Genomic DNA, 14,537 nt, shown 5'->3' on the forward strand with positions numbered 1-14,537 from the left:
TTGGACACCCTCATTCTTTCCCAGGTTTCCCTCTTGACACAATGAGTGATCACTCATTATAATACATGTGAGTGATCACTCATTGTGTCAAGAGGAAGGACAGTGCAATGAATACCCGTCAACAACTTATCGAAGCCACCGCCCAGGTGATCAACGCCAGGGGATTAATGGGCGCCACAACACGCGAAATTGCCCGGGCCGCCCATTGTGCCGAGGGAACACTGTATACCCATTTTGCCAATAAAGAAGAATTGTTTATGAGCGCCTTAATCGCTCCTCTGCCCAATTTCGTGGCGGTCCTTGAAAAACAGCTCTCACGTGTGGGAGAGGGTGAGGTACAGGACAATTTGACTCGTATTGCTCATGCAGCTATTACATATTATCTGCATGTCATCCCTCTGGCCTCGGCTTTCTTTGCAGACCATAGTTTGCTCGAACGCTATCGCGCCAAAATGCACGAACTCGATACCGGGCCGCAGCGTATCATCGCCCGCGTCACCGCATATATCCAGGCCGAACAGCGCTTTGGGCGCATCAGCAAACAGATCGATGCGCAGGCAGCAGCGCTACTCTTAATTGGCCCCTGCCTCCAGTACGCCTACATGCGCAGTTTCCTTGGCAGCGAACCCTTGGCAACGTCCGAACAGGACCTGGTCGCTGATCTGGTGAAAGCCGCGATGCAGGGCTTCTCGACTGCTACCACGACTCGACTTTCGTCTGATGTGTGGAGAGGAGAACGAATATGACAGTAACAAAGAAAGTTGCACTTGTTGCAGGTGGTGGACGTGGTATTGGTGCTGCTGCCGCACGGCTGCTGGCCGAACAAGGCGCACGGGTTGTCGTCGCCTATCAGCGCAATACTCAGGCAGCCGGGCAGCTTGTCGCTGCTATTCAAGCTACAGGTGGTGAGGCGCTGGCTCTCCAGGCGGATGTGCGTGATGAAGTACTGGTTGAACAGACCCACGCAGCCTATGGCTCCATTGATATCCTGGTGAGTAATGCTCCGGCAAATGCCCGCCCCAGGTCACTGCTCACAATGAACTGGGAAGAGTTTCTTCAACCAGTTGCCGACAAACTCAAGGCAGCTTTCACCTTGACCAAGGCTGTTATCCCGGCTATGAGGGAGAAACACTGGGGACGCCTGGTATTCACAGCCAGTAACCTCGGCAAGCACCCTGGTTTTCCAGGAGCCAGTGCGATCAGCACAGGCAAGGCTGCGTTGATTGCCTTCACGAAATATGCCGCCCAAGAGTTCGGAGCAGATGGGATTACTGCCAACGCGGTTGCCCCTGGCATGGTCGAAACCGATCTAAGTCTCCAGGTTCCTGCATCCTTGCGTCAGCAAATCATCGCTCAGAGGCCCCTGCGACGCCAGGCCTCACCAGAAGATATCGCGCGTCATTGTGTTCCTGGCCAGCCAGGAGAGCGGCTTCATAACGGGCAGTTGTCTGCCTGTCAGTGGCGGGATGGCCATGGACTGATGCTTTTTTTTGCGAGGGAATGAGTGAGTGCTCATTTCAAATCTTATGACCACTTGCTCATTATATCCTCTCGAGACGAGTTACTTCCGCCTCACAGGAGGAAAAGGAATCACTCATGGAGAATCACGTGGTCATTATCGGCTCAGGCCCGGCAGGATTGACGGCTGCCCTCTACGCCGGACGTTCCAAACTCAATCCGTTGCTTGTGCGCGGTGAACTGCCAGGCGGGCTGCTCGCGACGACCGACTCGGTCGAAAATTTTCCTGGCTTCCCAGAAGAGGTCGGTGGGGTCGAACTGGCGCTCCGCATGGAAGAGCAGGCCGCGCGCTTCGGGGCTCGTTTCCTCGAAACGATGATTACCCGTGTCGATCTCTCGCGGCAGCCATTCCGCCTGACGACAAGCGAGGGCGAGCAGATCGCAGCACAGACCCTGATCATCGCGATAGGGGCCAGTCCACGCAAGTTAGGCATTCCGGGCGAGGAGGAGTTTACCAATCGCGGCGTACATTATTGCGCCAATTGTGACGGAATCGCCTTCGAAGGCAAGCGCTTGGTCGCCATTGGTGGGGGCAATAGTGCCCTGGATGAAGGGCTTTTCCTTACACGCTACGTCTCTGAGCTGGTTCTTGTTCATCGACGGAATGAACTTCGGGCCGATCCCATCCTGCAAGAGCGTGCGCTGGCCAATCCCAAAATGCGCTTCCTCTTCAACACGACGGTTCGTTCCATTGAGGGCGACGAAGTAGTAACGGGCGTCCGCCTCATGGATCTCCACAGTGGGCAGGAAGAGTTTTTGCCAACCGATGGGGTGTTTATCTACATCGGGCATGAGCCAAACACTGCGCTGTTTCGTGGCCAACTCGATCTCGATCCTGCTGGCTACATTCGTGCCGACATCTCGACACGCACAAGCGTACCTGGCGTGTTTGCCGCTGGCGATGTCGCTGATCCACGCTATCGCCAGGCCATTACCGCCGCTGGCGACGGTTGCCGCGCTGCAATGGAGGCAGCGCGTTTCCTCGCCGATTTGCCGGCAAAGGCGCTTGTGTAGTTTCTTTTTTGTCTTTTGTCTGTTTTATTGTTGACCCTAGATCACACATTCCAAGAAAGAGGTTCTCACTATGGCAGATTCTTCTCAGACACTCGAAAAGCCCATTGAGATCGGGGCCGCCGCGCCAGATTTTACGCTGGAAGCAACGACTGGCAGCGTGCATCTCGCTGATTTTCGTAACAAAGAAAACGTCGTGCTCTTCTTCATTCGCGAATATTCATGCCCGCAATGCCAGCGCCATGCTTCAAATCTCTCGAAAATAGCAGATGAACTCAAGGCACTGGATACAGAGGTCCTCATCATCGGTAGTGGAACGCCTGCTGACGCAGCCAACTATGCGCGCAAGCTGCGCTTGCGCATCCCTGTGCTCGCGGATGCCCAGCGGAGCGTCTATCACCAATACGGCTTGCGTAAGGGAATGCTGGCGGTACTCTACGTCCAGCGCAGCGCGACGGTGCTGATCGACAAAACCGGGATTGTTCGCTACATCGAGCACTCGACCAATCCCAATGCCTCCTTCAATCCCGGCGAACTGCTCGCTGAGATACGCAAGGTGCAGAAGTAGAGAGATGTTCATTTCAGATCATCATCCAGACGAGAAGTCGTCGCTCCACTTAGGCGGGGCAGACATCACCGTGAAGTTGTCCGGAAGAGAGACCAATGGGGCGTTTTCGCTGATCGAAACCATTCTGGATCCTGGCCGTCTCTCTCCCTTCATCTGCACACATCAACCGATGAGTATGTGATCGTGCTGGAAGGCTGCATCGGCCTGCTGATTGGCGATCAGATTATCCGGGAGCGTGCAGGGGACACCATCGTCAAACCGCGGAGCATCGTGCATTCCTTCTGGAATGAGGAAAAACAGCGAGCCAGAGTGATCGAGATTATGGCTCCTGCGGGCCTGGAGCAGTTCTTTGTCGAGCTGGCCGATCTCCTTCACAAGGGCGCCTTTGAGCAGATCGCGGCCCTGGAACAGCGCTATGATACCGTCCATGTGCCAGAGCGAGTTGAAGAACTCATCATGACCTATCACATCGGGCTGATAGGCAAGAAACAGAAGAACCTGGAGAAGAAAGGATATCACAATGAATATTCGAGAGAAAGTGGTCATGATTACCGGAGCTTCTCAAGGCATCGGTCTTGCCACAGCCAGGCTTTTTGCACAGAGAGGTGCCAAAGTAGCGCTGGTTGCGCGCTCTGCCGAAACACTCCAGCACATCGAGGCCGAGTGGCAAGCTCAAGGGTTAGAGGTTCGGGCGTTCCCTGCCGATCTTCGCGATGCAGAAGCCATTCGAAGCGTCGTGAACGCCATTGTGCAAACCTACGGGCGAGTTGATCTGCTCATCAATAACGCCGGGCAGGGCATCTCGGGCGCTATTGCCGATCTCGACAGCCAGATCTATCAGCACGTTTTTGCACTGAACGTGGTGGGTCCGCTTCTGATGATGCAGGCGGTGATCCCCATGATGCGTAAGATCAAGGGAGGACTCATCATCAATATCAGCTCGATGGTTTCAGCCTTCCGATTACCTGGAAATGGGGGCTATGCCTCAACCAAAGCAGCACTCAACAAACTCTCCGAAATCGCGCGGGTCGAGCTAGCCCCGAAGAACATTCGGTTGGTCGTCGTCTACCCCGGTCAAACTACGACCAACTTTGGGCAGCATGTGCTAGGCGACCCCGCTGCACGTCTGGCCGGGATGGGACAAGGGCAACCTGATGGAGCGGATAATCCAGAGCAGGTGGCCGAAAAGATCCTCTGGGCAGCCGAGCAAGAGCCTGAAGAGGTCTATATGCATGAGGAATGGCTGGCGCCAGTCTCAACTCTGACACCTCTCGGTCAAGAGTGAAGGCGGCTGTTTGCCTATCCTCCACGGAATGAGCATCGCTCGTAGGGGCAGACTCGACAGATCAGCATGGAAACTGCTACCTCCTGCCCCACCTTGCAAGGGATGCTCGCTCCGCAGCATGTCCTCGAAACTCTTGAGGGAGTATCTCTCCTATCATAAGTGAAACTCATCTGTTTATAGCAAGAAACGAACGATTTTGAGACGACCTATCAATGGGTTTCTGTTCAACCCGGCCCAATGATGAGATTCTGACGTGCGGTCTCCACCACTTCTTTCGTCACGATCTGAATCTGCTTGGCGACTAATACATGCTCCACTTGTAACATGAGGCGTTCGATTAAGCGAATATTTCCTCTGGTAATACGCAGAATCGCAGCAACCGCTTCTTTGTCCGTGAAATCATCGGAAGTCGCCTTGACCCAATGACTCCAGCGCTTTTCCAGAAAATCACGCGTCTCGTCGTCGGAGAGCGGTTCCATCTCGTGAGCGAAGCCGACCCGTGAATAGAGTTGTGGGGCGCGCATCAGCCGTTTTTCCAAACCAGGCATACCGAGTAACACCAGGCCGAACTCCCCTCGATCCGCTAGGTTCCGAATGAGCTCCAATCCCGCGTCCTTGACGCCTATTCGTTTCATCGACGATCAACAGCTCAATTAGATGCGAAAAGCGACGTGTAACCAGGAACTCTTCTGTGCCCTGGTGGCGCTGATTGGCTGCCTCCACGAGATAGGAAAACGCCGCAAACAACGTGAGCACCTCTTTTTCGAGGCGTGCGACCGAGGCAGAGACCGGAGGGGTATAGAAGACCGTTCGGCACTCTTGGATGGAAGCTTCCAGAGGAGCAGAAGCGAAGGTAAACGGCCTGTAGGGATACATCCCATCCATCGAACTCCGTCCCGTAAAGGTGATCAAGGATTCTGGCAAGAACGGTTTGAACCGGCTCCATTGGGCATACTGTTTGGCGGACTCGGTTTTGCCTGTACCAGGAGGACCGTATCCCAAGCCGACCACACGAGCACGCCGACAGGCATCGCACATCTCACCGAAACGACGAGAGCTTTTCGTCGCCACAAAGCTTTGAGGATTCCTCCCATCCTGGTTAGTCATTGATATACCTCTTGAGTCGTGGCCGCGCTTCGACCGGCGCAGGTTCTGCCACCACCGTTTTTGGTGCAGGTGGTGGGGCATGGTGTATCTCCACATATCGATCAACCAGAGCCGCTCGCGTACTCAGTCCTGCTCGAACCTGCTTGCGGCGCTCGGACCTTGCCTTTTCGATCTCGCGCAACGACACTTTTCGGTCGCTAAGTTCGGCACAGATGGCGCGGCAGAGGAAGCGATCCTGGTAGAACACATGCACCTCACCCATATCGGCAGGGTCGTATCGTATCAAAACCTCTTCCTTCACAAAGGCCGCCAAGTTGATGTCCATATAGCGATGGCTCTGAAAATGAATCCCATCTTGCTGGACCCGCCGTGTCTTTGCGACGGTTAAGAGCAAAAGGTCGAGTTGCTCCAGGGAAGCAGGCATCCGAGGCACAAAGCCGCCTTTTTCCCAGCGATCCTTGGGCTGGCACTCCGTTTCGCTCTGGACCCGGTGATGATAGTCTTCCAGCAACCAGGTCCGAAAGCGTTGCTCAAAGGCTGGTAACGTCATGGTTGCCTCGGTCTCTACGTAGCCCTTTGGGGCATAGCCAGGCACATCTTGGAGAAAGAGCTGATCGACGCTGCGGAAGAAGCGTTCGATCTTGCCGCGCCCGCGAGGCACGCCTTTTTCGGAAAAGACCAACTCCATGCCGATATCTGCCGCCACTTGCTCCATGTGCTTGCTGGTGAAGTCAGAACCATGATCAGTGTAGAAGACGCTGGGAATGCCACAGGCCGACCAGCGGGGATCGTCTTTGCGCCAGATAGCTTGTCGGAGAGTTAATGCCGTCGTGAGCGCTGTGGCTACTTGGAAGCTGAGCCGATATCCGACGATCAAACGGCTGTAATCGTCTTCAATCGCCGTCAGGTAGGGCTTGGCCGGTTTGCCTGCTTCGTCCAAAAGCCACACGTCTAATGGAGTATGATCTGCCTGCCACATGGCGTTGGCATGGGTAGCTTCTCGGCGGTAGAGTAAATCAAATTCCTCGCGGTAGGCAGCAGCTCCCTGGTGGGCGAGGGTCACAAGGGCGGGATCAAGGTTTTTGATGATATGGCGTACGCGGTCGTAGCTGGGCGGTTTCCATCCTCGTTCTTCGGCAATGGTGCAGACCTGGCGATGGATAGCAGGCATGTGACAGAGAACTGGAGCGGTTTCCATCAATCTCAAGCGTTTTCTGGAGAGTGGCGTGACGCTTGTGGAATGTCCCAGTGGTGCCGCAACACGCACCCTGAAACTACATGATAGAGTCCTGTGGTTCACGTCTCAGACAGACACAAAACGACTACTCCCAATACCGGCTAATGATGGGTCAGGGGAAACGGACTGGGATGTGGTCGGCTGAAGAACAACGGAAACTGAGACCATCTCTATGAAAGCAAGGAGATATCATGGCACCGCCGATATATTTTCCTGGTCGGATCTTTACCGTCTGGAAGTATACCATCTCTCATCGTCAACTGATCCCGCGTAGTGTGAAAGACAAAGAGCGAGGTATCTCAACACGGATTGATATACTCTTTAAGCCTGTGGCTTGGATGAGCCTTCCCACTGGCCTCTCAGATTTAAGCATTGAAGCAACAAGCCCAGAACAAGTCGAGCTCATGACCACCATTTCAGATGTGACCTTGCAAGATCCAGAGAAGCTCTTTGTGCTGCGAGGGAGAAAATCGCAGGGATATGTGGCAGCATCTCTTTATGCTATCGATGAAAGTACGCGAGAATTCGATGAGCCCGACAAGTGGGGGAATCTCTCTTTCTTTGCTCCAGAACATGATGAGCGTACGTCTGAGGAATGGAGGCAACTTGGATACAGCAGTGGCGCACGACTTCGGAAGGCTCCCCCCGACACTGACGAGATCTTTCTCCATCAGATCATCAAAGACTGCTTACTCGGTTTGAAGAGCCATGTCGATCCAGAGTCCATTGATGCCTTCATTGAAGGGATGAAAGCCGGTTACACACAACGGACAAAACCTCTCACTCATTTCAGATTGACGAAACTCTTCTCATGGTTGAGGCATTGCAAAGAAACAATGGCTCAACTCAGGAGTTTTCACACTCTCTCAGGCTCATTAAGTATCGCATAGTAACCGACTGCATGAAAATATGTAGACGACAAGGGCAGCGGAGTGCCGATCGCGAGCGATTTATTTACAACATTTCATGCTGATATCCTCGATATGGAGCGGCTTCTCAAACGGCTAATGGTTGTGCTGCTCACGCTTCGCGCCGATCGCTCACTCTTGGGCTCAAAACCTGCTAACTCTACGCGCTTATTACCATGTGAGGAGGTGCTATAAGGGCTGGATATAACGCAAACAAAAGATTGTCAAATGCCGAGAATGTTGCTATCATGCCAGACATTTCTTCAAGGGGAGGATCTTCATGAGAGAGTATCAGGTAGCGATCAGGCGAACGATAGAGAGACCATGGACCACTATGGAACCATTGCGTCTGGGAGATGTCCCAAAGGGCCTTGGGACGCCAAATTTCTACTGTACCGTTTCCTATAAGGAAGAACCGTATCTTGAGGAAGAGCCATATCTCCTCCTCTGTTTGTATGGAAGTCAATCGTATTTTGCTGATGCTCGAATCTGGCACCAATGGCTCGTCGTTGGCTTCGGAAGCTACATCTATTTTCTCTCACTGGAGAAGCCTTCTCAGCAGATTTTCTGGAACATCGTCTATTTTTGTACCCTCTATCCAGCCGGTGAGTACTTGCTTGCCACTTCCATAGGCAAGGTTTTGTGTTTTGATCGTGATACTCAGCTTCTCTGGTATTCAGAAGAGGTAAGCATGGATGGAGTGAGTATCTCTTCCGTCCAAGATGATCGCATTCTCGTCCTAGCTGAATGTCCCCCTTGTTACGATCCACTTGGACGAGGACCATTTCTCCTTTCCCTTCATACAGGAAAGATCATTGAATAATCTACTCGTTGCAAGTGCTTCTATGAGTTGAAAGAACGCTATTCCCAGCCGAGTGCTAGAACCAGCCCTTACGGCAGGCGCTATAAGGGCTGGTTCTACCGCCAACAACATGTGTGAATAACAAGGCTTCCATGGATGATATCTTTAGCACGAGACGCAACGAATGCAGTTCTCAAAAAAGCGCTACAATTCTTGGAGGCTGTCCATCCTGAGAGTACTACCATCCCTATGGCTACGCTGACCACAGGTTTGGCAGGTATATTTTGGGAAACCAAAGAGTCGTGGCCACATGTGCACTGGCGCACTCGTACGAACCAGAGTTGGGTGGTCACAGGCAGGGCAAAGCTCTTTCACCAGATATGCCACCACCGCATCACGCCTCATCCACATCAAGGGTGAATGGTAAATAAGACGAAGAGCGGTCAGATTTTAGGGGTCTTGGTCACTTTCGTGCTTTTTACCACATGGAGCCAACTTATGAGTCAGGGCCATTGAACGGCAAACTCCCAAAACTCCCATACAGAGCCCCTTCAGGCAAATCACGAACATTTATATGAGTTGGAAAAGTGAATGGCTTCGAGTAAAAGATGCCAGGCTTTACCTGGACCGAGAGACAGATATCAGGCGCTCCTCTATCGTGGCAACCTGCTCGATCAAGGTGGCAACCGATGACCAGGTGTGCTGCACCCCAGCATACTGGGCTTGTCCAAGGAGGCGAGCCTGCTGTTCGAGCAGGTCTGCTGCTTCAGACAGGTGTCCCTCTCTCAAGAACGCCTGAGCATCTACCTTATGCCTGACTGCAAGGGGCAGGGCATAATAGAGCAGGTGGTTGGCGAGATGAGTGGGGACCTGCGCGCGTAGCGTGTGCGCGAGCATGCGCAAGGCCGCAACGCCGCCAACCATCCCTGGCTCCCAGCGTTCTTGACGCAGCTTTGCACCAATGTCTGGCACGACCCGCTCGATCATCTCTTGGCGGCTGGCTGGCTGGACGGGTCGGAAGGCTGAGCGTTGAGTGTAGGACTCCGTCCGATACGCAATTCGCTCCGCGCGCCAGGCTTTGAGCAGATCCTCAAATGGCAGGATTGTACAAGGAAACCCTTTCGGATCGTGAACGACGACATGATCTTCTTCTGCGCTCAGTACGACGATAAAGTGATCCACGCCGTCCAATGAAGGAGCCGTGGGATTGTAGGTGAGGTAGCCCATATTCAGGGGACCGATTAGTACCGGAGCATGTTGAGCCGCCGCCCGCAGGCGCCCAAGCGCGACCTCTTCCGTGCCGCCATATTCCACCTGACATGTCCAGCCCATAATCTCTATCACACGCGTTCGCCCGAAATCGGGGTTGGGGCCACAGAAAAAGAAGAGCTCAGCATCTTTCAGGTAGGTGTTCCCGAATGGGATGGTGGTGAGACATTCGAGAAAAGAGGGTGAGGGCAGACTCTCAGGGGGGGCTCCGCTTCCGAGGAGGCTCATATGCAGACTGTTGGAAAAACAATACTCGCCGTTTCCGACATAGGGTAACATAGCCATTTCTCTTTCTGATCTTCGCTTGTCGCGCCTTAAGAGCAAGGCGATCCTTGTTATTGAGAGGTGTCGTTTCTCTGCTATTCTAACGGCGTATTCAGGGAAACGTCAAGCTTCCCAACACGCATCATGTATAGGAGAATTATTGCCAATGGCATGAATATTTCGCTGAACGAGCACCCTCTGCTTGTCACCATTGCATCAAGCATGGATGGGGAAAGATCAGGTGCAAATCAGGCTTCTTGAGCCGCACCTGGCGCTGGCTGGGCGGAGGCGTCTGCCTCCTGCTTTTGAGGTACAGGCTTGCCTTCCACCAGGAGCAGGGCGCTGAGCGCGCTGGCGAAGGCCAGGCCCGCGCAGACCCAGGCGACCAGGCGGAAACTGCTCAGGAAGGATTCATTGATGGCACGCTTGAGAACGGCCTGGTTCGCGCCACTTACCTCTGTGGGGATGCTGATGCCCGCCAGTTTGGAGCGCTGGACGTCAATCGCTGCTTGTACCGTGGGCGAGAGGTGAAGTGTTGCCAGGTGCTGATCCAGGTTACTGTTGAAGACGGCCAGGACCACGAGGCCAAGGATCGCGATGGCTAGTAGGCCAGCAGTGCGCGAAACGGCGTTATTAATGCCAGAGGCGACACCGGAGTGACGCGAATCAACGGAACCCATGACAGCGGTGGTCAGGGGCGCGACGGTGATAGTCATGCCCGCTCCCATAGCGATGACGGCGGGGAAGAAGGTAGTCCAGTAGCTTGCGGCCCCACTCCCAACGCCTGGCAGGGAGAAGAGGATAAAGCCAAGACCGGTGATCGTGGGTCCCACGACCAGCGGCAGTTTCGCGCCAAAGCGATTGACCAGGGCGCCGGTCCAGCGTGAGAAGATGAAGAGCATCAGGACAAAGGGGACCATGGCCGCGCCCGCGAAGACAGCCGGATAGCCCTGCACCTGAATCAGATTGAAGGGCAAGTAAAAGGTCAGGACGCCCAGGGCGCCATAGAGCAAGAAGGTAAGGATATTGGTACCGCTAAAGGTGGGCGAGTGGAAGAGCGTGAGCGGAACCATCGGGCTTGCGCTGCGTGCCTCGACCAGCAGGAAGGCGCAGAGGAGCACAATGCCAACTGCCAGCATACCCAGTACCGTAATATTGCCCAGGCCGAGCGAGCCAGCCTCGATCAGTCCGTAGACAAGCGCTCCCAGCCCGAAGGTGACCAGGAATGTACCCCACCAGTCCAGTCGCCCTGTGGCGCTCTCGTCGCGACTCTCTGGAACACGCCAGAAGAGCACAATCAGCACGATCACTGCCAGGGGAACATTGAGGAAGAAGATCCAGCGCCAGGTGGCGTACTCAATAAAGAGTCCCCCGAGAACCGGACCCACAACTGAGGTAATGGCCGTAAAGCCGGACCAGGTGCCTATGGCGCGCCCACGCTGCTCATCGCTAAATGACGCGCTGATAATAGCCAGGCTTCCGGGCACGAGTAACGCGCTCCCGATGCCCTGAATGGCGCGTGCGAGGATTAATTGCGGCACGTTGGGGGCCAGGCCGCACCAGAGCGAGGCCAGGATAAAGATGGTAATGCCCAGGCCGAAGATGCGCCGTCGTCCAAAGCGGTCGCCCAGCGAGCCACCCACAAGGATGAGAGAGGCGAGGAAAAGCGAATAGGCCTCGACAATCCACTGTACATCGCTGGCGGTAGCGTTTAGCTCTTTCTGGATAAAGGGTAACGCTACGTTGACAACGGAGCCATCGATAAAGGCCATGCTTGATCCGAGGATGGTGGCGACAAGAACCCATACGCCAACATTGGGCGTGCAGGGCTGTGTTCTGGGAGCAGAACGGATTACACCTTCGTCACATGGTGCTTTCATAAAGTTTGGCATGAGTTCTTCTCGTTCCCCTGGCAAAATATTTGTATCCTTCTATATAAATTTCGTAGTGATACGCAAAAATAATTCTGACGCAACGCTGGTATAGCTATCAGACTGCATCTATGCCCTCATTGTATCATCTAGCAGGGGGAAGTAGCCGCGTAAGTGTAGGGTCCATGCTGGCATGGACCCATTGGCGTCAAGATAAGGGCTCGCCGTCTATGCAGGAGGCACCTGCATGGGCGGGGCTCATGCAGGTATGGACCCTACAACATGGGCGGTAAACACACTACTCAGTCGCTATTGGTACTGTACACTCAGGACCGGGACATAGGCACCTCCTGAATCGCCGCTGTAAAAATCCATTACGTCTGACTGGTTGTTGTTGCTGGTGGGCAACTGGAAATGGACGCGGAACTGCGTATGCCCATTGAGGTTGATATATGCTAAGGCGCTCTGGCTGAGAGTATCTGTGGTTGCCTGATTCGTTTGCGTGGGTACGACATTAAAGTAGCCAATGTTTGTCTGGCCCGACGTGGCGTTGTAGTCAGCCTGCTCCAGGGCGTTATTGTTGTTAAAGCCACCAGTGGGCGAGATATCCAGGCTGATGGAGCCAAGATCGCCCAGGTAGTAGTAGGGATCGTAGCGGTACAACGTCACGGTAGCACTGACAATGGTTGAGCCAGCCGGGATCTGGCTCGTATCGAAGGATAGAATGCTTATCTCCGCCTGGTTCAAGGGCGTTGAGCCGGCCTGGAGATAGGCTAGCGATCCGACGGGAATGCCATCATTGGGATAAATGTAGCCATCTTCAGTGGCGATAGATTTGAGGCTAATGGTATGCGTCGGCGGTACATTGATCGTATAGGCCTGGGATTGCACAGGACCGCTATTGCCTACCTGGTCCTTGCCGAAGAACTTGAGTGTCTCTGAGCTTGTAACCTTGATCGGTCCACTGTACTGTGTCGAGTTAGTGGTCGGGGTCGAGCCATCAGAGGTATAGTAGATCGTGCCGGGCATATTCAAGCTGAGCACGACGCTCTGGGGACCACTATAGGTTCCTGCTGGCGGGCTGGCTGTGACCTGAATAGCGGTTATGGTATAGACCTGGCTCTGGACTGTGCTTGTATTGTTGCTGGCATCCACGCCAAAGTATTTGAGGGTCGTGGTTTGCGTAAGGCGGAGTGGCGCGCTATAGGTGGCGGACGAAGCAGTAGGCGTCGAGCCGTCAGTGGTGTAGTGAATGGTTGTATTGCTCTCGTTCGAGCTTAGACTGACCGACACGGGGCCACCAAAGGTGCTGCCCGAGGGCGAGGCGGTAATGGTTGGGCCTGTGGCATTGATGGTATAAGTCTGAGTGGTCACGGTGCTTGTGCGTCCGCTAGCAACGGCGATGGCCTTCAGCGTGGTTGTTTGTGTGAAGGTCAGCGGACCACTGTAGGTAGTTGAACTGGTAGTAGGTGTTGAGCCATTGGTGGTATAGTAGATCGTCGCGCTGGTAGGGCTGGCTGTGAGCGTGACCTGTACGGAACCGTTATAGGTGCCACCCGCTGGCGAGATGCTTACCGTTGGGGCCTGTCCTTGGGGATGATTCATGAAGAAGGTATACATGGCCTGGGTCGCGCTGGGTCCTTGGGGATCAGTATAGGAGCCACTGCTGCTCCCACCCGACCAGGCATGACCCATGCTATTGATCTTCCAGTACTCCTGGACCTCATTGCCATTGGTGTCGTTCCAGGTCTGGACGGTATAGGAGCGACCACCAGAGACCTGGCCGTTGGTCGAGGTTGAGGGGCTATTAAAGCTCGCATTATACGTATTGTTAGAGGCCAGGTGGTCAGTCTGCATCCATTGCTGCACAATCTGATCGCCGTTGACGGGATAGACGGTATAGTCGCTGGTGCCGTGGAAGACGATGGTAGGCACGACGCGCGCGACGCTCCCCATGGCGTTATAGGCCGCCTGCCCTTGCTGGGTTGGATTGGGACCTCCCTGAGTTTGCGCGGTCGAGGCGGCGGTAAGCGAGGTGGCGGCCTGGTATTCAAGTCCAGACTCGACGCCGATAGAGGCGAAGATATCGGGATAGGTCGCTCCCATAATGACGCTCATGGCCGCGCCGGCAGACATTCCCGCGACATAGACGCGATTAGGATCGATGCTCCACTGAGAGGTAGCCTGTTCAACTGTCTGAACAATCCCGGCAATAATCGCTGGTTCACCGCTTCCCCGCGCCTGATCGGCTGTCTGGAACCAATTCCAGCAATCGCTTGAGTTATAACTGCTCGTTTGCTGGGGATAGACAACGATAAATTGTTTCTGGTCCGCCAGGGCGTTCATCTGTGTGCCATTGGCGAAATCGGTAGGATTTTGCGTGCAGCCATGCAGCATCACGATGAGCGGGACGGTTGTGCCTGCCTGGTAATTCGCGGGTGTGTAAACATAATAAGGGCGGCTACCGGCGGAGCCATTATAGGTATACTGCTGGAAGGTTCCACTACTGGCGTGAGCATGAGGAGTGAAGGGGGCTAGGCCAAGCATAAGTAGAACCAGGACGGCGGTGTATCTGCATAATCTGGACATGACATGTATCCCCTTAAGGGTCTTGTGGGAGCCTACTAATCTGGAGTGACAGAATTGGTAGGCTCTGTTTAACGAATTGTTCATCAGGTCTGTAGGGTCCATGCTGGC

Annotated in this window: 14 protein-coding genes and 1 pseudogene; 9 read left to right on the forward strand and 6 right to left on the reverse strand. The window is 54.3% G+C overall.

Going from position 1 to position 14,537, the window contains the following annotated elements:
• Positions 1-107 precede the first annotated feature (107 nt).
• The 7 genes and pseudogenes from KTE_RS40515 to KTE_RS40545 all read left to right on the forward strand — a co-directional run bounded on the left by KTE_RS40515 (position 108) and on the right by KTE_RS40545 (position 4,382).
• The gene (locus KTE_RS40515) at positions 108-746 is read left to right on the forward strand and encodes a TetR/AcrR family transcriptional regulator (RefSeq protein WP_201392036.1); all 639 of its coding nucleotides are present in this window, start codon (positions 108-110) and stop codon (positions 744-746) included.
• On the forward strand, positions 743-1,504 hold the full coding sequence (locus KTE_RS40520) for an SDR family NAD(P)-dependent oxidoreductase (RefSeq protein ID WP_201392038.1): 762 nt from the start codon (positions 743-745) through the stop codon (positions 1,502-1,504). The genes KTE_RS40515 and KTE_RS40520 overlap by 4 nt, the downstream gene beginning before the upstream one ends.
• A gap of 92 nt (positions 1,505-1,596) precedes the next feature.
• Positions 1,597-2,532: a thioredoxin-disulfide reductase gene (trxB, locus tag KTE_RS40525; RefSeq protein WP_201392040.1), complete on the forward strand. Its 936-nt coding sequence runs from the start codon at positions 1,597-1,599 to the stop codon at positions 2,530-2,532.
• 70 nt (positions 2,533-2,602) lie between these two features.
• On the forward strand, positions 2,603-3,097 hold the full coding sequence (locus KTE_RS40530) for a redoxin domain-containing protein (RefSeq protein WP_201392042.1): 495 nt from the start codon (positions 2,603-2,605) through the stop codon (positions 3,095-3,097).
• A gap of 4 nt (positions 3,098-3,101) precedes the next feature.
• A complete protein-coding gene (locus KTE_RS50260) occupies positions 3,102-3,278 on the forward strand; it encodes a hypothetical protein (protein WP_201392044.1) in 177 nt (58 codons plus the stop codon).
• A 2-nt stretch (positions 3,279-3,280) separates the two neighbouring features.
• Positions 3,281-3,358: pseudogene (locus KTE_RS50265) on the forward strand (hypothetical protein); the annotation flags it as partial.
• Positions 3,359-3,617: 259 nt separating this feature from the next.
• Positions 3,618-4,382, forward strand: coding sequence for an SDR family oxidoreductase (locus KTE_RS40545; RefSeq protein ID WP_201392046.1), 765 nt, complete (start codon positions 3,618-3,620; stop codon positions 4,380-4,382).
• A 224-nt stretch (positions 4,383-4,606) separates the two neighbouring features.
• Here the strand turns inward: KTE_RS40545 and KTE_RS40550 are convergent, their stop codons facing one another.
• From KTE_RS40550 to KTE_RS40560, 3 genes are read right to left on the reverse strand one after another with little or no spacing between them, the layout of a single operon-like run.
• Positions 4,607-4,906 carry a hypothetical protein gene (locus tag KTE_RS40550; protein ID WP_201392047.1) on the reverse strand — a complete coding sequence of 100 codons (300 nt, stop codon included), beginning with the start codon at positions 4,904-4,906 and terminating at the stop codon, positions 4,607-4,609.
• Positions 4,830-5,489, reverse strand: coding sequence for a hypothetical protein (locus KTE_RS40555; protein WP_201392049.1), 660 nt, complete (start codon positions 5,487-5,489; stop codon positions 4,830-4,832). Before KTE_RS40555 ends, KTE_RS40550 begins: the two co-directional genes overlap by 77 nt.
• On the reverse strand, positions 5,482-6,687 hold the full coding sequence (locus tag KTE_RS40560) for a Mu transposase C-terminal domain-containing protein (protein ID WP_201392051.1): 1,206 nt from the start codon (positions 6,685-6,687) through the stop codon (positions 5,482-5,484). Before KTE_RS40560 ends, KTE_RS40555 begins: the two co-directional genes overlap by 8 nt.
• Positions 6,688-6,917: 230 nt before the next feature.
• Here KTE_RS40560 and KTE_RS40565 point away from each other — a divergent pair, with 230 nt between their 5' ends.
• Positions 6,918-7,616 carry a hypothetical protein gene (locus KTE_RS40565; protein WP_201392054.1) on the forward strand — a complete coding sequence of 233 codons (699 nt, stop codon included), beginning with the start codon at positions 6,918-6,920 and terminating at the stop codon, positions 7,614-7,616.
• Between the two features lie 298 nt (positions 7,617-7,914).
• A complete protein-coding gene (locus tag KTE_RS40570) occupies positions 7,915-8,457 on the forward strand; it encodes a hypothetical protein (RefSeq protein ID WP_201392056.1) in 543 nt (180 codons plus the stop codon).
• Between the two features lie 597 nt (positions 8,458-9,054).
• Here the strand turns inward: KTE_RS40570 and KTE_RS40575 are convergent.
• From KTE_RS40575 to KTE_RS40585, 3 genes are all read right to left on the reverse strand, one after another.
• Positions 9,055-9,984 (reverse strand): hypothetical protein, encoded by a 930-nt coding sequence (locus tag KTE_RS40575; RefSeq protein ID WP_201392058.1) that lies wholly within the window; start codon positions 9,982-9,984, stop codon positions 9,055-9,057.
• Between the two features lie 233 nt (positions 9,985-10,217).
• Positions 10,218-11,861, reverse strand: a complete 1,644-nt coding sequence (locus KTE_RS40580) for an MFS transporter (RefSeq protein WP_201392059.1) — start codon at positions 11,859-11,861, stop codon at positions 10,218-10,220.
• Positions 11,862-12,149: 288 nt separating this feature from the next.
• Positions 12,150-14,429: a PHB depolymerase family esterase gene (locus tag KTE_RS40585; protein ID WP_201392061.1), complete on the reverse strand. Its 2,280-nt coding sequence runs from the start codon at positions 14,427-14,429 to the stop codon at positions 12,150-12,152.
• Positions 14,430-14,537: the final 108 nt, after the last annotated feature.

It is taken from the genome of Ktedonobacter sp. SOSP1-85 (genome assembly GCF_016587415.1).
In the GTDB taxonomy this organism is placed as follows: domain Bacteria; phylum Chloroflexota; class Ktedonobacteria; order Ktedonobacterales; family Ktedonobacteraceae; genus Ktedonobacter.